This window comes from Dialister invisus DSM 15470 (assembly GCF_000160055.1).
Lineage (GTDB): Bacteria > Bacillota > Negativicutes > Veillonellales > Dialisteraceae > Dialister > Dialister invisus.
Genome location: NZ_GG698602.1, coordinates 1,066,375 through 1,084,857 on the forward strand (window position 1 = coordinate 1,066,375; position 18,483 = coordinate 1,084,857).

Genomic DNA, 18,483 nt, shown 5'->3' on the forward strand with positions numbered 1-18,483 from the left:
GTAAACAAGAAGTATAAAAAGGAAGTGCGTAAGTTATCGGCATCCGACTTACGCACTTCCTTTTTGTCCTGTTTAAATCTCTTACGATGCCAATCTGAAAAGATTTCCCACTTCTCATGGCAATACAGGGTTTTACATAAAGCAAAACACCTTCCTCCCTATCTTGGGAAAAGAAATACAACTTCTTTCTTTATATATCAGTATTCTTTTTCCTCCGATTATCCGTAATATTATTATTGTCTGTCACCGCCTTATCTGTTTCCAGGCCGGCAGCAGGGATTCCGTTTGCAGGCGGCATAGCGTTCCGTTCTCTTCGATATTCTTTTTCAAAATAAAAATAGGTTCGTTCCAATCCTTTCTGCCAATCCGTTTCCGGTGCCCAGCCAAGATATTTTCCCGCCATCTGGCTGCACAATGCCGATCGGAAGATATCTCCTTCTCTTGCCGCGGCATGGCAGATCGGCTTTGACAAGCCGGACAGCCGGAGCAGCCGGTCCGCTGCATCCTTGACTGTCACTTCGCGTCCGGTGGACAGATTGCAGGTGATATTCGCCGCTTCCGAAAACAGCGCTTTCCGTATGCCGTTGGCAATATCTCCAGCGTAAATGAAATCCCGCGTCTGCTGTCCGTTTCCATAAACGGTCGGCGATTTCCCTTCCGCCAGCTGTCTGGCAAAAATACTCACTACGCCGCCTTCCCCGCCGTTTCCCTGCCGTTCGCCGTACACATTGGCAAAGCGGAAGATGACATAGGAAAGGCCGTAAGCTTTCTGATAGAGGCGGATATAATTCTCACAGGTCATTTTAGACAGTCCGTAAAAAGATACCGGGCGGAGCGGCTCCGTTTCCCTCACAGGAAGGCACTCCGGAGCAATATCTCCGTAAACGGCGGCCGAAGAAGAAAAAATGATCCGCTTCACACCGTACTTCCTCGCCGCTTCCAGGATATTCACTGTGCCTTCTATATTATCTTCCATATCTTTCTTCGGATCCTCCATAGAGGCAGGTACCATGGTCTGCGCCGCCAGGTGGACAATGGCATCGAAGTGTCCATTTTTCACCACGTCCCGGGCCAGCGGGCTTTTGACATCACAGCAGACGAAATTTGCATCATCCGGTATATTTTCCAGCCTGCCGGCGGACAAGTCATCCAATATGGTAACTGTCTCGGAGGATAGCAGCCCAGTCAAATGGGAACCGATAAATCCGGCCCCTCCTGTAATCAGAATTCTCATCACTTGCACTTCCTTTCACTTCAATAATCTCGGTGTCTCCCATTTCCGTACAGGGCGATACAACAATAAAATATCCGTCTTTATTGTCTTTAAGTTTTTCCTCAGAATAGAACGGCATCACATTTTTGGCGTTCCATGAAAGCGTTCCCGGTTTTAACCTGTCTATCTCATCTGCTGATGCCAGACGGTAAATTATTTTTCCGCTGTAAAAAACAGTTGATGTCCGGTACTTATTTTCATAAACGATGATTTTATTTCCCGTATCCATAGATGCCAGCGCGGTTCCCGGCCCTTTTCCCGACCGCATGTATGTCAGAACGGGTACAACGGTCAGCACCAGAAGTGTATATACAGCGCCTGTCATCAGCGCTTTGCGCCCCACTGCCATGTCATATCCGGCAAGAAGCTTTGCCGTAAGGATGGCAAAGGCGAAAAGAGAGGGAAATGTATAGGTCGTATACTTGGTGGCAATCAGCTGGAAAACAAGGAGAACCGTCACTCCCCAAACCAGAAGGAACTGCGTTGCCGTATCCGCCTGGGCAAAAGAAAGTCCGTGTTCTTTCCGTTTTCGGAAAAGGGCGGGAAGCATGAAGAAGCTCCAAGGGAAAAAACCGGCGAAGTACATGGCAATGTAGAACCACCAGTGGGCGGTACTCTGATGCTCCGCCACCGTGGCACGAAGATAGTTATGGACACCGAAGAAATTCAAAAGGAAATCGGTGCCGTGATAGACGGTCATGTATATGTACCACGGCGCGCAGAGAAGAAGAAATAACACCATGCCGGAAATCAGACGGACGTGGAGCATTTCCCTCAGATCCCGCCTCCATAAAAGGAATAGGATTGCTGAAAGCCCCGGCAGCGCCAGCCCGATCGGACCCTTTGTCAGAACCGCCAGCGCCGCCGCCGCATAGCAGAGGAAATAGTACTTCCTGTCTTCCCGATAGCCCAGATAGAAGGAAGCAATGGAAACACTCATAAAAAAGAAAAGCGCCGCATCGGTGACCACTGCCTTGGACAGGAGCCAGAACTCCAAAGATGTTCCGAGGATCAAAGCCGCCGTCCAGCCTGTTTTCCTGTCATAAACCTTGGAGGAGAACCAGAAAGTATACAGCACGGACGCCACACCGAAAACAGCCGACGGAAGGCGCGCCGCAAATTCATTAAAACCGAAAGCGGCAAAAGACAATGCCAGTTCCCAATAAAAAAAGATCGGCTTGTCATACCAGTAATGTCCATAAATCCGCGGCGACATCCAGTCCCCGGACAGCACCATTTCCCTGGCGGTAAGCGCATAATTGGATTCCGCCGTGTCCGTCACGGCAGCCAGCTCGTTTCCCGCAAGAAACAGCAGAACAAAGATCGCCGCCAGAAACAAATACGGATGGCTTTTCATTTTTTCCTTCATAGATTTCATTTCCCCTCTTGTTCTCTATGGATATATTTGATCATAATAGATTATATCACACAGCAAGTAATCTATAGATTTCATTCCTTCTTATTCTCTATGGATACGATACCTGAAAACCATGAACGCACCTTTATCCGTTTTTAGACAAAATTTAAACTCTCTTTTCTCTTGAAGGCGTCTATCATTTGAGGTAGGGTAAAAGAGAAACTATACAAGGGGAAACTATGACTGTAGAAAGCCGGCTGCTGATTTCGCACCTCATCATGTTTATCGTGCCTATTTTCATGACTGTCATCGTTGCCGCTGTTATGCCGGCCGGCGCCCCAACCTTGAGCCGCGGCAATAATTATCTGTATCTGGAAAATATATCCAAGTGTACGCGTGCCGCCGAAATTTCCTGCCATAACTTTTTTCACGGCAATCTGGAACATCCGGAAAATTCCGCCGGCCGGCGGCTGATTTCCCTCCTGTCCCCAAAGCAGAATCTTATTCTCTTCACCAAAGGAAAAGATCCCATTTACATCTACGGAAACAAAGACTATCTGCCGCAGGCTGCGGGAACAGCTGGATATTCCCATCCTCATCGTCAGTGCCAGAAGAGATGACATTGACAAAATCAGAAGTCTCGGATTCGGCGCCGATGATTACATCGAAAAACCATTTTCTCCCGCGGTACTGGCCGCCCGCGTAAAATCACAGCTTGCCCGTTACGAACGTCTGAAAAGGACGGCAAAGAAAAATACCGGCATCATCACGATCGGCGACATCACTTTAAACCCATCCACCCGCATCGTCACCGTCCGGGGAGAAAACAAACTGCTTCCCAATAAAGAATTCCAGCTGCTTGAATTCCTTATGATTAACGCGGATATCGTTTTCAGCAGGGAAACCATCTACAACCGCATCTGGGGCATGGAATCCTTCGGCAATACATCCACCGTCCCCGTCCACATCAACCGCATCCGGGACGCCATCGAAAAAGACCCCGCCGATCCCCAGCATATTCTGACCATCTGGGGCGTGGGATACAAGTTCAGGCCATGACCGGCCCTTCCCATGCGAAAAGCCCGTGCAGGATTTTCCCGTACAGGCTTTTTTATTTCTGAAAACACGAAATGAAGTATACTGCCACGGTATCAATTACAGGAAAAGCCATGAGGATTTTTCGTTTTCTTTCCTCACGGCTTTTTGATTTACAGGTTCCAATACTTGGGCATATATTTCTCTTTGAACAGGTTGATGGCAAAATTATCGGTAAGCCCGCTGATGTAATCTCTGGCAGCCAAGAAAATATTTCCCTGCGCCAGTTTTTTCTGCTTCTCCGGCAGCTCATCAGGATGGCTCATGTACCATTCATAAAGCATGACAACTACGCCATGTCCCCGTTTCCGATCGGGGATGAGCGGCTGTGACATGTAGACCCGGTCAAACATGAAGGACCGGAATTCAAGAAGGACTTCGTCCCCTTCTTTGTCCATGTGTATGGTATCTTCATCCATGGAATTTTCCACCAGATTCTGTACCATGGCAGTAATCATGGAGGAGTGGGTCGTCCCCAGCACGCGGCGGACACGGTCAGGCAGTTCCTTTGCCGAAATGAGCCCCATATTTTCCGCGTCATCATAGTCATGGCAGAGGTAGGCGATACGGTCGGCGTACTTGATGAGCCCGCCTTCCAGCGTGTGCGCCTTGAGATTCCCTGAATGGTTGAGCATGCCGTCTTTCACTTCCTCGGTCAGATTGAGTCCTCTGCCGTCATTTTCAAGACATTCCACGATGCGCACGCTTTGCTCATTATGCTCGAAGTGTCCGCATACGTCGCGGAGCGCCTGCTCTCCCACATGTCCGAAAGGAGTGTGTCCCAGGTCGTGGCCCATGGCGATGGCTTCCACAAGGTCTTCATTCAGCCGCAGGGCGCGGGCCATCGTACGGCCGATCTGCGCCACTTCAAGGGTATGCGTCATGCGTGTCCGGTAGTGGTCGCCTTCAGGCGCGATATATACCTGTGTCTTATGTTTCAGCCGGCGGAAAGAATTGCTGTGGAGAATACGGTCCCTGTCGCGCTGAAATTTCGTGCGCATGGGATCTTCCGTTTCCTCCCTGCTTCTTTTTGCGTCCGCGGAAAAAGCCGCTTTAGGACTCAGAAGTTTCTTTTCCAGCTCCTCTGTACGTTCACGGATCAGCATGGTCGCTCCTTTCTCGATTCATCACTTCTCTGTCTTTTATTGTATCACATGTTTTGAGAAAGACTTTCAAGAAATACGCGGACCGCCTTCCGGTAAGCATCGCCGTTTGCCGCCATTTCCATAGTATGGCCCGCGCCGTCAAAAATAAAAAGTTCCTTTTTGCTGCTTCCTGATGCCTGCAGTAGTTCCTCTGCCGTCTTCGGCGGAATGAGTGTGTCCGCGCCGCCGTGGAGAAAAAGGACAGGCGCTGTCATACGTCTGACCGCCTCCAGCGGATCTATGTCGGACAGTGTCTTTCCGCTCTTCAGCCACAGGACGCTTTGGAAAAAAGGCTCCACGAGATCCATCCCCCACAAAAACCGGGGATCGCCGGTATAGGCGGAGATCTTGTCCTTCCCCAGTTCCATCATGCCCCCATAAGCACTGTCAGCCACATAGAAAGAAATATTTTTCCCTCTTTCTGTTCCGCTGTAAATAAGAGCCATCGCCGCGCCGAGCGAAATCCCATGCATACCGATTTTCACACCGCCGTCCTTTCCTCTCAGCCACTCTGTCCAGGCATCAAGATCGTCTGTTTCACGAAGACCCCAGGTGGTATGGCTGCCGCCGCTTTCTCCGTGGCCCCGCTGGTCGATGAGGAGGACATTATACCCCATATCCCGATACATATCCACATAAGGGATGCACATGGAGCGATTCTGGTAAAGCCCGTGAAGAAGAATAACCGTACGGTCAGAAGAGCGGCTGTTTTCGATGTAGGTTCCGCGAAGTTTTGTCCTGTCAGCGGAACGGATTTCCACGGGCTGCCACCCGTCCTTCTGCTCCCTGCGGTGAATGCGCGAAAGATCTGCTGTCTGTTTCGTCACGCCGAGGATTTTTTCCCACGGCGCGGTGAGCATCGTTTCATAAGCGGTATTTCCCGCATAGAATCCTGCTCCGACAAAGGCAAACAGAAGAAAAAGAATCAGTATTTTTACTATTTTAAAGAAAAAACGCAATCAAATCTCCTTATTTCCGTTTATTTCATCTTTGAAATTGATATATACGACAATGCCTGCTGCAAGGAAGGCAACAGCGGTAGACCAGAAAACGGCCGCATAGCCGCATACCATGGCAAGCGCTCCGCTGCATACAGGGCCCGCCACGTTGCCCATGAGAACGACGCTTGACACGACGCCGAAGACGATGGATCTCTTTTCATTGGGCACCGCCTGCGCGATGAGCGTATTGGCCACAGGCATGATGAACCCCATGCCGATTCCTGTAACGGCACGGAAGAAACCAAGCCCCCACACGTTTGTCATCATATACTGCATGATAAAAGTCAGTCCCACAAAAACGGTCGCCGCTGTCAAAAGCCGCGGCAGAGAAACGCGGGCCGTCACTGCCCCTGTGGAAAGAGAGCAGAGCGCGCTCGCGCCGCCGGCAAGAAATATAATGATGCCTACGATCGTGGCGATAATCTCCGACCCGCCGCCAAGCATGTCCTTGATGTAAAGAGGGAGTATGGGACCGATACCGGTGATGCCGAAATTACAGAGGAACTGGATCCCCACCATAAGACGCACGCGGGGAACAGCAGCAAAATATTTCAATTCCTGCCAGGTGGAAGATTTTTCTCCCGATGCCCCCTTGCGATGGATTTCAGGCATGAACAGGCGGAGGCAGATCAGACAGAGGAGGGACAGGACGCCAAAGAAAACAAAGGGCATGCGGTACCCCAGTGTATCCGCCACAAGACCTCCCACAAGAGGGCCGAACATAATGCCTGACACCATGGCCGCCTGAAAGTAACCGAGCGTGCGGGACGTTTCTTCTTCCGGAGATACGGAAGCGATGACCGACAGTCCGATGGGAACGAAACCGCCCACCAGCCCCTGCAGCAGGCGGAAGATAAACACCTGCCACGGCGAAGTAGACACGGCGCAGAGAAACGCTGTCAGTGTCACCGCCGCAAGGACGATGGACATGACAAGTTTCGGGCCGCGGCGGTCTGCCTGGATAGACCAGAAAGGCGCGGAAAGAGCAATCATAAACGGCGTGACCCCTGAAATGAGCCCCGCCCAGAAAGCCGCCTCGCCCGCATCAGTGACACCGATTTCACCAAGAAAAAGAGAAAGAAACGCCATGACGCCGATCATCGCGATTCCCGCACCCACCTGGATGGCACACATCAGGTACACGATACGCTTCCAGCCTGTATTTTTTTCCATAGCTCCTCCTTCCCTTTTATCATTTTAATATTCTCTTACAATATACAGTTATATCCAATGCATTCCCGAATGTCAAATGGCTGCCGCACCGCTTTCCCCGCTTCTCCTCCTCCTCGCCTGATTCTCACCGATTTGTTATACTGTTTATGTCAATTACAAATCATTTATAAAAGGAGGCTTGTGATGGCTTTTACAGAAATCACCCCGGAAGAAATAAACATCAATCCTTTTACCTCATGGAGCAGGTACGTCCTTGTGACCGCAGGAAATATAGAGAAATGCAATACACTTCTCGTTACCTGGGGCGGCTTCGGCGTCATGTGGAGAAAGAAAACCGCCACCATCTACATCCGACAGAGCCGTTTCACCAAAACGATTCTCGACAGCCAGGACTATTTCACCCTGTCATTCCTCCCGGAGAAACACAAGCCGCAGATGAGCTACATGGGCAGCCACTCCGGCCGGGATGAAAACAAGTATGAAGGCTCCGGACTCCACCCTCTTGCTATCGGAGACGCGTCAGGCATCGAAGAAGCGAATCTCATCTTCGTATGCAAAAAGATATATACCGCCGAGATGACGCCGGATCATTACACCGACAAGAGCGCGTATGACGAGTGGAACACAGGGCGCCGCGCCGGCAATAACCACAGCGCCTACATCGGGGAAATCATCAAGATTCTTCAGAAGAAATAAAAACTACAGCCAAAACATCATTTCCGGCTTCCACCGAAGAAATAAAAAAGACGCCGCCGCGTCTTTTTTATTTTCCTGCCTTATTTCACATCATAGAGGCCCGTGGTTCCCTCTTTCAGATTGATCATGATATTTTTCGTCTGGCTGTAATGTTCCAGCATGACCTTGTGAGTTTCGCGGCCGATGCCGGACTCCTTGTAACCGCCGAAGGGAGCGCCCGCGGGAATCGCATTGTACGTATTGACCCAGACACGACCCGTCTGTACACCGCGGCTGACCTTCATGGCCGTATTCAGGCTGCCTGTGAAAACGCCGCCACCCAAACCGTAGACGCTGTCGTTCGCCAGTTCGATAACTTCATCAACCGTCTTGAACTTCTGCACCACAACGACCGGCCCGAAGATTTCTTCCTGGCATACGCGTGCCGCATTTGTCTTCGAAATGAGAATGGTCGGTTTCATGAAGAAGCCCTTGTCGCATCCGTTTTCCGTGTAGCGTTCGCCGCCGGTCACCAGCTCGCCGCCCTCTTCCAGACCGATCTTAATATATTTCAGCACCTTTTCCTGCTGGCTCTTATAAATCTGCGCCCCCAGCTGGGTAGACGGATCTGTCGGGTCGCCCACTTTGACTCCTTCAAAAGTTGCCTTCAGCTTAGCGACAAACTTATCAAAGATGCCTTCCTGCACAAATACGCGGGAACCGGCACAGCAGACCTGTCCCTGATTAAAGAGGATGCCTGTCGCCACACCTTCCACCGCCTGCTCCAGATCGCAGTCGTCAAAAATCATGTTGGCCGATTTGCCACCGAGTTCCAAAGTGACAGGAATCAGTTTGTCTACAGCTGCCTGATATACGCTGCGGCCGATTTCAGTAGAGCCTGTGAATGCCAGCTTGTCGAAATCGGGATGATCAAGAATCCACTGCCCGGATTTGGATCCGGCACCGGTAATCACGTTCAGCACGCCTGCCGGCAGCACATCGGCAATCAGTCTGACCAGTTCCATGAGAGACAGAGACGTATGGGAAGACGGCTTGATAACGATCGTATCGCCTGCCGCCAGCGCCGGAGCAAGCTTCCAGCAGGCCATAAGAAATGGGAAATTCCAGGGAATAATCTGTCCGACCACACCGATCGGTTCATGAATCACAAGAGACATCGTATTGTCGTCAAGCATCGTCGCCGTGCCTTCCTGCGCACGGATGCATCCTGCGAAATAACGGAAATGGTCCGCCCCCATAGGAATATCCACCGCGCTGGTTTCACGAATCGGCTTACCGTTGTCCAGCGTTTCGACAAGAGCCAGATGCTCAGCATTCTGATCAATAATATCCGCAATCTTCAGGAGATAATTCTGTCTTTCAATGGGAGAAGTCTTGCGCCAGGATTTCAAGGCGCGCCGAGCGGCTTTCACCGCCAGATCCACATCTTCCCGGGTCGCTTCCGCAAAAGACGCAAGCACTTCTCCGTTGGCGGGATTGTGGGCTTCAAAAGTTTTGCCGTCAGAGGCGGGCACAAATTTGCCGTCAATGAAAAGATCATACTGTTTCTGAATGTTTGCCATAAATAAACCACCTTTCAAAAAAAACATGAAACAAGAGATTGTCTTCCCGGAGTTTTTACGATTGGCCGGAGGTCCGAGAGTTCATTCAAAGTCATCCTAACCAAAGACATCACCTGACATAGATTCACACAGTATTCTTCGGCTCATCCGATTTTGTGCCTTTATTATAACAGGGCATATCGAAACATTCAAGTCATTCGATATACTTTTGCGAAAAATTTTTATTTTTAGTGAAATATGCGGTATAGCAGGTAACAAAAAACAGTAAACCCTTTTTTGATTTACTGTTTCATGCGCAACCGTGTGATAAAATTTTATTTCATTATTTCAGTTGGACAAACAGGACTGTCCTATTCAGTTTCCATTTCCTTTACTATCTTATATCCATCATCTTTTACTAATACCGCTTCGCTGTTGTTTATCGGTATTAAATCTATCTTATCTTTATAAAAATCCAAGGTTTCCTGTGCAGTTTCCTCAAAAGGATATTCTCCCATATGCGGCAGAATATAGTATTTAAATACATTTAATCCGAAGTAATCTTTTAATTCTGTCGCGACATTTTTATCATCCATGATCTGGCTATATGCGATATCCTTCGACATAATCATCGCTCCCGCCGATTCACCCATATAGAACATGCCTTCTTTAATCCTGCTTGATAAAAACTCTGTAAGATTCTTTCTTTTTAATTCCTGCAGTAAATAAAAGGTATTGCCTCCCGATATACATATACATTCCGCTTTTAAAAATTTATCCTTCAGGACCTCTTCTTCATATTTTGCGATATCGACAATCTCTATTTCATAGCCTAATTCTTTCAGCATACCGACACCTTCATCGATAAACCCAGTATATTCCTCAACATTTCCGGCAGTAGGTATGAACGTTATCTTCTTATCAGTCATTTTTGAAAGATATTTCTCAACAATCGCCTTGGTTCCGGCTAAATACGACATAAGTAAAATTTCCATCAGTTTACCTCCTATAAATTCCATCACTGCGACCGTTTAATCCATGCATCAAGAAATGCCATCTGCTCCTTTGTATGAAACCAGTGCTCGCCTTCTTTCATCACCGTCAATCCCGCGCCGGTCAACCTCACAAATGCGGATATCGTTTCGCAGGATGTCATATGGTCGCTCTCCCCATACAATACTTCGGTAGGAATATTCCAGGCAAGAGGATTCTTTCTGACATAGCACAGGTACTCCCACGATAATTTTTCCCCACAGGATGTATATATCTCTTTTCTCTTTTCCAATTCTCCCTCTATTATGCCCGCCTGTGCCATCATCTGTATGATCAGTTCTTCCATGTCAACAATCGGGGAAATCAGAAATGCTTTTTCGATCCGCTGTCCGGCTAACGAATGCAGCGCGAAGTACGCCCCTATGCTGTTTGCAATCAGAGTCACCGACTCATATTCCTTACACAGAGAACGGATAGCGAACGGAAATTCTTTCTTTGCCTCCCAAGGTGTCTGCGCTTTGTAATCGAAGCCTTTTACGTCATATTGGGGAAACAGAGGTTTATAATGCTCCGCTTCATTTACATTGCCATCTTTTCCATGTATATAAACCGCTATTTTGTCCATAATTTCCCTTCGGCATGTGCTGATCTCTCTGTATTTTTCTTAAACCTTTTCTGCAATCTTTCCTGCGCCCCTTCTCACAGAAACAGCTCTATAACCCAAAAATCCGCTCCGTATTTATTTTCGCGTGACGGATCACGTCCTTTTCGCTGACTCCCATGTAGTGGGCAAGGGTCCGGGCGACATATACGATATTCTGAGGCACATTCGTCCGCTTAAGGCCGGGAATCCCCCGCGGGGTGAGGTAGGGTGCGTCCGTTTCCAAAAGAATGCGGTCCGGGGGAATGATTTTCACCGCTTCCCGCAATGCCTCCGCCCGGCGCTCATCACAGATCCATCCGGTGATCCCGATGGAAAACCCCATGTCCAAAAGCGTCTCCGCCGTCTCTTTATTTCCCGTGTAGCAATGCACCACCGAACGCCTGCATATGTCTTCATGCCCGTCAAAGCAGGAAATGAAATCTTCCTCCGCGTCCCGTTCATGGAGGAACAGCGGCTTCTTCAGCTTCTCGCCGAGAGCAATCAGCTTTTTGAAATAATAAAGCTGGTTTTCCTTCGTCGAATACATCCGGTCATAATCCAGTCCGCATTCCCCCACCGCCACGATCTTCGGATTGGAAAGAATGATTTCCTCGATCCGTTCCAGATCCTTGTCCGCAGCGTCATCAGCAGCATGGGGATGGATACCCGCCGTGCCATAAACATCATGGGTTTTCACGAACTCATTCACAAGCTCATTCTCCCGCGCTTCCGAGCCCGTAAGAATGCAGCAGATTCCCGCCGCTTCCGCGTCCGCAATAATCCGCTCCGGATCGGGAAAAGAACGGGTAAATAAATTCAGTCCGATATCATAATATGTCCTCATAACTCCTCGCTTTCATTTTCCCATCGTATCAGACTTCCCCCGCCGCGGCAACTCATTCTATTCTGCCTTCTGTTATACTATAAAAGAAATTTCCCTAAACTTTGGACTAAATGTAAAGGAGAAAACAATGAAAAGAGGAAAACGACTTATACTGTACCTGATGGACGGAGATCCTACCGACAGAATAAAATGCAAATTAGATAATCGGACAAGCATTGCCTACAAAATTCCTCGAACATCCATAGATAAATGTAAAAATATTCCTCATCTTGAACAAAGCGGTATCTATTTCCTTTTTGGCACAGATCACGAATTGAACGACATCGTTTATGTGGGACAGGCCTGTGTACGAAAAAACAAGAATGGAGTTCTGTCCCGTATACTTGAACCCCATGATACTATCGACTGGAATGAAGCTATTATTTTCACCACCACAGACCACTCTTTCGGGTTAACGGAAATAAGTTATCTTGAACATCGCTTCTACAACATTATCACCGACGCCAAACGCTATACTGTTGTAAACATCAATAATCCCACCGAAGGAGATCCCGTCGAAGAAATAAAAAGCGCCATGGAAGACCATATCGATGACGCAAGAATTATCTTCCCTGCGTTAGGGCATAAACTTTTTGAACCAATTACCAAGCCAGAATCCAAAGAAGATCCCGATAATGAACCATTACTGCACATGGAATATAATGGATATAAAGCAACTGGCAAACGAACCAATGAAGGTTTTGTCATCCTTAAAGGCAGCGCTGTCAATCCAAATTTAAATAAAAGCTGTCCTGCCAATGTCATCAGATTTCGTGAAAAATATGGAAACCAAATTGATAAAGCCACCTGTACTCTCACAGAAACCATTCTTTTAAGCAGTCCCAGCGCCGCCGCAGGTTTTATTGGCGGTTGTTCTTTAAGCGGAAATATCTTATGGAAAGATGAAAAAGGTACTTCACTAAAAAAACTGGAACAGTCTTCTCTTTCGCAGAAGCAGGTTTTGTTATAATTCCTGTACAATGATAAAAAGGCAGCGCCATCAAAAACGGTTCTGCCCTTATTTACTATCCGATTCCGAGGACTGCACAGAATGGTTTACATGCCCTCAAAACAATTCTGCCCGCTGTTGAAACGTAAGACCTATTTTTATTGCCTTCCGTCAGATAAAACGGTACTCCCCCTGATGATCCGCCTCATGATTTCCCTCAGTATAACAATCAGAAGTTTTTATATCTTTCCGGTGCGATTTCTTTAAACTTTTCTCCCGCATAGATATACTCTTTTCTGCCGCCCGTTTTCACCTCAAACAGCCAACCGAAGTTCACCTTGCAGTTAATTTCCAGCGTATGCAAAATTCCGCCTTGAATAAAATCGTAAAAACGGTATCCATTATGAGCAAATTCTCTTTTCATGGTATTCAATATGGCAATTATACTTTTATCTGTAAGTTTTTCAAAGACAATAATGCAGAGCAAAAAATTTATTCCTCTGGATGACACCTTACCGTTCCCCGTCATTTAGGTCGGATGCAAAAATGCTTTGTGGAAAAAACAGAAAAAGGGGCGACAACACAAATCGAAGAATGACTCTTTAGGGAAAAGTGTTAAATGTCATCTGCCAGCGTTCCATGATAAGCCATAAATTTAGATTGCATAAAACTTTTCTTCTCTATTTTCTTTGCAGATAAATCTCTTTTATCCGGTACATGTACCCGCCGTTTTCATAAATGATCTTCTCCGCTTCCACCCAGCTTTCTTCATCAGTGAAATGGAACATGTGGAGGGCGCCCGCCATTTCCATGTACTGCCAGTAGGGCTTTCCTTCTTCCGTTTCCAGCAGAAGAAATATATACGGCGTGAGACTGTTCACCACTGTGGCGTAACAGTCGTGCTTTTCCGAAAGTTTTTTCAGTTTTTCCAATTCTTTATCCGCCGCTTTCCAGTCTGCCGTGCCTTCGACAAGAGACCCGTTCGCCTGTGAAATAAAATCTTTGGCTACGGTAATCATGCTGTAATAGCGTATGGGGTACCGCTCTGTCGTCTTTTCCATGTTCATCTTTTATTCCTTTTTAAATTTTCCAAATTGGCAAGAGCCAGCTGTTTGATATTTTCCGCCATGGTTTCTATCGGTATATGGACAGGCATTTCCCTGCGCAGGGAATGGTGCCGTCCGAGGAGGCACACGGCAAAAGGCGCGGCAAGGGTAATAATCCCGCTGTACAGCCGGGGATCATCGGCGGTATAGCCTGTGTATTCTGAAAATATTTTTATGATGACGGAGATTTTCGGGAGCGCTTCTTTTTGAAATATTTTTTCCAGCATGGGAGAAGGATTCATCACTTCCCGTACCCACACGCTGATCTGCCATTCATTTTTTCGGAAGGCATTTCCTGCCAGAAAGTCAATAAGTTTTTCCATTTTTTGCCGCGGTGCCAGATCCGACTCATACAGGTCGATCAGCTGCTGCAGCCCGACAAGGTACTGCTGGACGTTTTCCAATACGGCAAGATAGAGTCCGTCACGGCTTCCAAAATGGTAATTGACCGCCGCCAGATTCACACCTGCTGCCCGGCATATTTCTTTGCTTGTCACGGAAGCGAATCCTTTCTCTGCAATGAGCTGTCCCGCGCATTCGATGATTTTCTCTTCGGTTTCCCGCCCGTCCATACGGCGCCCGTTTTTCTGATTTTCTTTCATTGCAATTCCTTTATCCTAATTTATGTCTGAACATCCATGCAGCAAGGGGCATTGTCACCGCCGCCACGATAAGCATGGGAATGAAGTCGTAGGCAATCATGGAAAGAGAAGCCCCCTCGATATATACGCGCCGTACGCCGTCGATGGCAAAGCGCATGGGATTGATATAGGTGAAATACTGAAGCACAGTGGGCATATTCCTTACAGGCGTCGCCATGCCTGACAGGAGCATGATGGGAAGAAGCACCACAAAGTTGTACACAATAACCTGCTGCATATTTTTGGCGACAGCAGAAATGGAAAGACCGATTCCTACACAGGAAAGGAGAAATACCGCCATGACAAGGGCGAGGGTAAAGAGGGAACCCACGAGGGCCACTTTAAACCATACGACAGCAATCGACAGTACGATGAAAGACTGGAGCATACCGATAAGGAGCGGCGGTACCGCTTTGCCGATGAGTATTTCCATGGGAAGGAGCGGCGTCACCATGAGCTGGTCAAAAGTACCGTTTTCCCTTTCCCTCGCCACGGACAGCCCCGCAAGGATCATTACCTGTGTCAGGCTGACCATGGGAAGGAGCGACGCGAGGAACCCCCATCGGGAAATCAGGTTCGGATTATACCATGCTACCGGGTCTATATGGAGAAGCTGATGACCGCCGTGAAGCCGGCTGTTATATGCCGCTGCCACCGCGGAAATATATCCTGATGCAATGCTCGATGTCATCGTATTCCTTCCGTCGGTGACTACCTGGACAGGCGCGGTTTCCCCCGCGGTTATCTTATCTGCAAAATCATGACCGATGACAAGGACGACGCCTGCTTTCCGCCCGTCGATGAATCGGGCGATCTGCGATGTGCTCCCAAGTGTCGCCACCCGTTTAAATATCCCGCTTCCGTCCAATTCGGCAATCAATTCTTCGGAGCAGCGGCTCCTGCTTAAATCAAGGACGGCATAATCCACGCTGTCCAGATTATACGATGCCACATAACCGAAAAGCAGGGACTGGATAATGACAGGCATAATAAGGATAATGCGGCTTTTCGGATCTTTCAGGGTGGTCAGCATTTCTTTCCGTACCATGAAAAGGATGCGGCGGATGTAAAGCATAATATGTTCCATCATTCCAGCCTCTTTTTCGTTACCACGCAGGAAAGTCCCGTAAAGAACACAGCGTATCCCCCTAAGATCAGACAGTTCTCCCTGATAAGCGCCCAGTCATTTCCCGCAAGGAAGAGCGACTTCAAAAGTTCCATGTAGTATGTAGCAGGAAGGACATGCCCCACGGCATAGACCACGGCAGGCGCGCTTCGCAGATCGAAAATAAATCCTGACAGCATAACCGTAGGAAGCGTACTCACCAGCATAGACACCTGGCACGCAAAGAACTGGTTTTTGATCACCGACGAAATCGTAAGTCCCATACCCAGCGTCACGATGAGGTAAATAACGGATCCCAGAAGGATCATTAAGAATGAACCGTGCACAGGCACGCCGTATAAGTAACGCGCCGCCGCCATGCAGAGCCAGAAGCCGATTGCGGCAATGCCGAAGTAAGGGATCATTTTCGAAAGAAGTATTTCTATCGGTCTCACCGGCGTGATGAAAAGGGCTTCCAGCGTGCCCCTTTCCCATTCCCGCGCCATGACCATTGTAGTCAGGAACAGGCCGACAAGCGTCATGATGAGCACCACCAGCCCGGGAATAAAGAACCACGTACTTGTATTGGCGTCATTGAACCACTGCCGCGGCGTGACGGATACGAAACCGAGGCCGTCGGATACGGTCATGTACTTTGACGCATTGGCCGCCTGCCATGAAGCAAGGCCTGCCTCAAGATAAGATTCTGCCGTCCGTGCGGAAGCCGCGTCCACGCCCCAGAGAATAATCTGCACATGGCTGCCGCCCCGAGAAAGATTTTCCGTGAAATTCGGCGGCACACGGATTATGGCGTCCACTTCCCGCCGGTTCATCATTTCCGTACCTTCTTTCATGGACGTGGTATAGCGGGGATCAAAATAGTCGGAGCCGTCCATAAAAGAAAGCATATCCTGCACCGTGGGTGATGCATCTTCCATGACCACCGCCACAGGCACATTTTTCACATCCAGCGACAGGCCGTACCCGATAAGAAGAATGAGCATGATGGGAATAACGATTCCGATCACCAGACTGCTGCGGTCACGGATAAGCTGGTTATATTCCTTTCTCACCAATGAAGAAATACGGCGGAAGGTCTCCATCATAACTCCTCCTCTCTCCGGCTGTTTTCCACAATGGCAATAAACGCTTCATTCATGGTGAGATTTTTCCCGCCCCTGTTCCGTACTTCCTCGGGCGTTCCAAGAATAAGCATCTTTCCCTGATCCTGTATCATGATGCGGTCGCAGTATTCCGCCTCGTCCATAAAATGCGTCGTGATGATCACTGTCGTTCCCTTTGCGGCCAGCGCTGTTATCTGCCGCCAGAAAATCCGACGGGCAGGGGGATCAATGCCGCTTGTCGGTTCATCGAGAAATAATATTTTCGGTTCATGAAGAAGAGCCGCCGCCATGGACAGGCGCTGTTTGTACCCGCCGGGCAGATCGCCGGCCATCCTGTCTTCTGCGCCGCTGAGACCAAACTGGGAAAGGACCTCTTTTATCCTTTCTTTTATTTTCTGCCGGGGCAGTCCGTAAGCGCCTCCGAAAAATTCCAGATTTTCCCGGACAGTAAGCATACCGTAGAGAGAAAATTTCTGCGCCACATATCCCACATTGGCCCGAGCCGCCGCCCGTGCTGTCCGCAAGTTTACCCCTGCCACCGACAATTCGCCGCTGCTGGCGGGAAGAAGTCCGCAGAGCATTTTAAACGTTGTCGACTTGCCTGCGCCGTTCGGCCCCAAAAGCCCGAAGATTTCTCCCTCATGAACCTGAAATGATGTATTGTCCACAGCGGTGAAATCACCAAACCGGCGCACCAGATTTTTCACTTCAATATCCACTTTGCCGGAAATATGTGCCGGTTCTTTATAATCCAGTTCAAATCCTTCAAGAGGACTTTCTTTTCTTTCCAATTTCCCAAGACAGCACATAAAACTGTCTTCCAGACGGGACGGCACTCCTTCCGTTTCCAAACGGGGATAACAGGAAAACGCTTTTATCCGTTCAAGCGGCACCCCTTCCTTTAAAACGAACCGTACATTCCCCTTTTCGGGAACGGCATCCTCCACAGACTCCCGATCATCCAGAAATGCAGCCTGAAGCACGCGGGGCGGTATCCCTTCCGGCGTTTTCGCCATCCGGCAGCGGCCTTCCGTTTCCTTCCTCAGCTCCTCCGGCGTGCCCCTGTCAAGAACTTTCCCTTTATTCAGGATGTATACCTCGTCACAAAGCTCCGCCTCTTCCATGTAGGCTGTGGATACAAGGACGGAAATATGCCCGCCCTTCACAAGGTCTTTCAATATTTCCCAAAGCTCCCGTCGGGAAAGAGGATCGACGCCTGCTGTCGGTTCGTCAAGAATAAGCAGCTCCGGTGTCCGCACGAGAGTACACGCCAGTCCCAGTTTCTGCTTCATGCCGCCTGACAGCTTTCCCGCAAGACGTTGTGCAAACGGTGCAAGACCGGTCATATGAAATAATTTTTCAAACCGTTCTTTCCGTTCCTCTGCCGAAATCCCATGAAGATCAGTGTAAAGATTCATATTTTCCATACACGTCAGATCCTCATAGAGCCCAAACCTCTGGGGCATGTATCCAAGACGCCTCTGCACATCTGCAGGTTTGTCCGCCACAGAAATGCCAAGTACAGAAAGAATCCCTTCAGTAGGAAACATCAGCCCGCAGACCATGCGAAGGAATGTCGTCTTCCCCGCGCCGTCTGGCCCGATAAGCGCTGTCATCTTCCCCCGCGCCGCCCGTATATCCAGACAGTCCACGGCAGTCAACAGTGCTCCCCCGCGGGAATCCCTGAACCGTTTCGTCACACCGGCCGCTTCCACCACATATCCGTCAGCCACGATACATCCTTTCCCGGTATTTAAA

General features: G+C 48.9%; 19 protein-coding genes. 4 read left to right on the forward strand and 15 right to left on the reverse strand.

The annotated features are described in order from the left end of the window. Window positions 1-190: 190 nt before the first annotated feature. On the reverse strand, window positions 191-1,234 hold the full coding sequence (locus tag GCWU000321_RS05265; protein ID WP_071585484.1) for an NAD-dependent epimerase/dehydratase family protein: 1,044 nt from the start codon (window positions 1,232-1,234) through the stop codon (window positions 191-193). Next, complete coding sequence (locus tag GCWU000321_RS05270; RefSeq protein ID WP_007070072.1) at window positions 1,146-2,651, reverse strand: ArnT family glycosyltransferase; 1,506 nt, start codon at window positions 2,649-2,651, stop codon at window positions 1,146-1,148. Before GCWU000321_RS05270 ends, GCWU000321_RS05265 begins: the two co-directional genes overlap by 89 nt. 218 nt (window positions 2,652-2,869) lie before the next feature. Between GCWU000321_RS05270 and GCWU000321_RS09780 the strand changes: the two genes are divergently transcribed. Both GCWU000321_RS09780 and GCWU000321_RS09470 read left to right on the forward strand, forming a co-directional pair. Continuing rightward, window positions 2,870-3,250 (forward strand): hypothetical protein, encoded by a 381-nt coding sequence (locus tag GCWU000321_RS09780; protein WP_040381334.1) that lies wholly within the window; start codon window positions 2,870-2,872, stop codon window positions 3,248-3,250. After that, the gene (locus GCWU000321_RS09470; protein WP_244835145.1) at window positions 3,228-3,689 is read left to right on the forward strand and encodes a winged helix-turn-helix domain-containing protein; all 462 of its coding nucleotides are present in this window, start codon (window positions 3,228-3,230) and stop codon (window positions 3,687-3,689) included. Before GCWU000321_RS09780 ends, GCWU000321_RS09470 begins: the two co-directional genes overlap by 23 nt. A gap of 149 nt (window positions 3,690-3,838) precedes the next feature. Here GCWU000321_RS09470 and GCWU000321_RS05285 read toward each other — a convergent pair whose 3' ends face one another. The 3 genes from GCWU000321_RS05285 to GCWU000321_RS05295 are packed head-to-tail and all read right to left on the reverse strand — an operon-like array spanning window position 3,839 to window position 7,044. After that, entirely contained in the window at window positions 3,839-4,831 is a 993-nt protein-coding gene (locus tag GCWU000321_RS05285) for a deoxyguanosinetriphosphate triphosphohydrolase (RefSeq protein WP_007070076.1), read from the reverse strand. A 44-nt stretch (window positions 4,832-4,875) separates the two neighbouring features. Beyond that, window positions 4,876-5,829: an alpha/beta hydrolase gene (locus GCWU000321_RS05290; protein WP_007070077.1), complete on the reverse strand. Its 954-nt coding sequence runs from the start codon at window positions 5,827-5,829 to the stop codon at window positions 4,876-4,878. Beyond that, window positions 5,830-7,044: an MFS transporter gene (locus GCWU000321_RS05295; protein ID WP_007070078.1), complete on the reverse strand. Its 1,215-nt coding sequence runs from the start codon at window positions 7,042-7,044 to the stop codon at window positions 5,830-5,832. It abuts the gene before it with no gap. 183 nt (window positions 7,045-7,227) lie between these two features. On the opposite strand from GCWU000321_RS05295, the gene GCWU000321_RS05300 reads away from it, so the two are divergent. Then, window positions 7,228-7,740: a flavin reductase gene (locus tag GCWU000321_RS05300; RefSeq protein ID WP_007070079.1), complete on the forward strand. Its 513-nt coding sequence runs from the start codon at window positions 7,228-7,230 to the stop codon at window positions 7,738-7,740. Window positions 7,741-7,820: 80 nt separating this feature from the next. Here GCWU000321_RS05300 and GCWU000321_RS05305 read toward each other — a convergent pair whose 3' ends face one another. The 4 genes from GCWU000321_RS05305 to GCWU000321_RS05320 form a co-directional block, all read right to left on the reverse strand. Next, entirely contained in the window at window positions 7,821-9,302 is a 1,482-nt protein-coding gene (locus tag GCWU000321_RS05305; protein ID WP_040381338.1) for an aldehyde dehydrogenase family protein, read from the reverse strand. A 350-nt stretch (window positions 9,303-9,652) separates the two neighbouring features. Beyond that, window positions 9,653-10,276: a Type 1 glutamine amidotransferase-like domain-containing protein gene (locus GCWU000321_RS05310; protein ID WP_040381340.1), complete on the reverse strand. Its 624-nt coding sequence runs from the start codon at window positions 10,274-10,276 to the stop codon at window positions 9,653-9,655. 23 nt (window positions 10,277-10,299) lie between these two features. Beyond that, window positions 10,300-10,899 (reverse strand): alpha/beta hydrolase, encoded by a 600-nt coding sequence (locus GCWU000321_RS05315; protein ID WP_007070082.1) that lies wholly within the window; start codon window positions 10,897-10,899, stop codon window positions 10,300-10,302. An 88-nt stretch (window positions 10,900-10,987) separates the two neighbouring features. After that, window positions 10,988-11,761, reverse strand: a complete 774-nt coding sequence (locus GCWU000321_RS05320) for a TatD family hydrolase (RefSeq protein WP_007070083.1) — start codon at window positions 11,759-11,761, stop codon at window positions 10,988-10,990. 127 nt (window positions 11,762-11,888) lie between these two features. On the opposite strand from GCWU000321_RS05320, the gene GCWU000321_RS05325 reads away from it, so the two are divergent. Beyond that, on the forward strand, window positions 11,889-12,770 hold the full coding sequence (locus GCWU000321_RS05325) for a GIY-YIG nuclease family protein (RefSeq protein ID WP_007070084.1): 882 nt from the start codon (window positions 11,889-11,891) through the stop codon (window positions 12,768-12,770). Window positions 12,771-12,978: 208 nt separating this feature from the next. Here the strand turns inward: GCWU000321_RS05325 and GCWU000321_RS05330 are convergent, their stop codons facing one another. The 6 genes from GCWU000321_RS05330 to GCWU000321_RS05355 form a co-directional block, all read right to left on the reverse strand. After that, entirely contained in the window at window positions 12,979-13,236 is a 258-nt protein-coding gene (locus tag GCWU000321_RS05330; RefSeq protein WP_040381342.1) for a hypothetical protein, read from the reverse strand. Window positions 13,237-13,429: 193 nt separating this feature from the next. After that, complete coding sequence (locus GCWU000321_RS05335; protein WP_007070086.1) at window positions 13,430-13,816, reverse strand: hypothetical protein; 387 nt, start codon at window positions 13,814-13,816, stop codon at window positions 13,430-13,432. Further along, a complete protein-coding gene (locus GCWU000321_RS05340) occupies window positions 13,813-14,457 on the reverse strand; it encodes a TetR/AcrR family transcriptional regulator (RefSeq protein WP_007070087.1) in 645 nt (214 codons plus the stop codon). The genes GCWU000321_RS05335 and GCWU000321_RS05340 overlap by 4 nt, the downstream gene beginning before the upstream one ends. A 10-nt stretch (window positions 14,458-14,467) precedes the next feature. Then, window positions 14,468-15,586 carry an ABC transporter permease gene (locus GCWU000321_RS05345; RefSeq protein WP_007070088.1) on the reverse strand — a complete coding sequence of 373 codons (1,119 nt, stop codon included), beginning with the start codon at window positions 15,584-15,586 and terminating at the stop codon, window positions 14,468-14,470. After that, window positions 15,583-16,707 carry an ABC transporter permease gene (locus GCWU000321_RS05350; RefSeq protein WP_007070089.1) on the reverse strand — a complete coding sequence of 375 codons (1,125 nt, stop codon included), beginning with the start codon at window positions 16,705-16,707 and terminating at the stop codon, window positions 15,583-15,585. Before GCWU000321_RS05350 ends, GCWU000321_RS05345 begins: the two co-directional genes overlap by 4 nt. Beyond that, complete coding sequence (locus tag GCWU000321_RS05355) at window positions 16,704-18,458, reverse strand: ATP-binding cassette domain-containing protein (RefSeq protein WP_007070090.1); 1,755 nt, start codon at window positions 18,456-18,458, stop codon at window positions 16,704-16,706. Before GCWU000321_RS05355 ends, GCWU000321_RS05350 begins: the two co-directional genes overlap by 4 nt. Between the last annotated feature and the right edge of the window lie 25 nt (window positions 18,459-18,483).

Bases quoted from the DNA above. Each gene is read 5' to 3' on its own strand.
- GCWU000321_RS05265 (WP_071585484.1), bottom strand. From the start codon at position 1,234: ATGAGAATTCTGATTACAGGAGGGGCCGGATTTATCGGTTCCCATTTG.
- GCWU000321_RS05270 (WP_007070072.1), bottom strand. From the start codon at position 2,651: ATGAAATCTATGAAGGAAAAAATGAAAAGCCATCCGTATTTGTTTCTG.
- GCWU000321_RS09780 (WP_040381334.1), top strand. From the start codon at position 2,870: ATGACTGTAGAAAGCCGGCTGCTGATTTCGCACCTCATCATGTTTATC.
- GCWU000321_RS05285 (WP_007070076.1), bottom strand. From the start codon at position 4,831: ATGCTGATCCGTGAACGTACAGAGGAGCTGGAAAAGAAACTTCTGAGT.
- GCWU000321_RS05295 (WP_007070078.1), bottom strand. From the start codon at position 7,044: ATGGAAAAAAATACAGGCTGGAAGCGTATCGTGTACCTGATGTGTGCC.
- GCWU000321_RS05300 (WP_007070079.1), top strand. From the start codon at position 7,228: ATGGCTTTTACAGAAATCACCCCGGAAGAAATAAACATCAATCCTTTT.
- GCWU000321_RS05305 (WP_040381338.1), bottom strand. From the start codon at position 9,302: ATGGCAAACATTCAGAAACAGTATGATCTTTTCATTGACGGCAAATTT.
- GCWU000321_RS05310 (WP_040381340.1), bottom strand. From the start codon at position 10,276: ATGGAAATTTTACTTATGTCGTATTTAGCCGGAACCAAGGCGATTGTT.
- GCWU000321_RS05315 (WP_007070082.1), bottom strand. From the start codon at position 10,899: ATGGACAAAATAGCGGTTTATATACATGGAAAAGATGGCAATGTAAAT.
- GCWU000321_RS05320 (WP_007070083.1), bottom strand. From the start codon at position 11,761: ATGAGGACATATTATGATATCGGACTGAATTTATTTACCCGTTCTTTT.
- GCWU000321_RS05325 (WP_007070084.1), top strand. From the start codon at position 11,889: ATGAAAAGAGGAAAACGACTTATACTGTACCTGATGGACGGAGATCCT.
- GCWU000321_RS05335 (WP_007070086.1), bottom strand. From the start codon at position 13,816: ATGAACATGGAAAAGACGACAGAGCGGTACCCCATACGCTATTACAGC.
- GCWU000321_RS05340 (WP_007070087.1), bottom strand. From the start codon at position 14,457: ATGAAAGAAAATCAGAAAAACGGGCGCCGTATGGACGGGCGGGAAACC.
- GCWU000321_RS05345 (WP_007070088.1), bottom strand. From the start codon at position 15,586: ATGATGGAACATATTATGCTTTACATCCGCCGCATCCTTTTCATGGTA.
- GCWU000321_RS05350 (WP_007070089.1), bottom strand. From the start codon at position 16,707: ATGATGGAGACCTTCCGCCGTATTTCTTCATTGGTGAGAAAGGAATAT.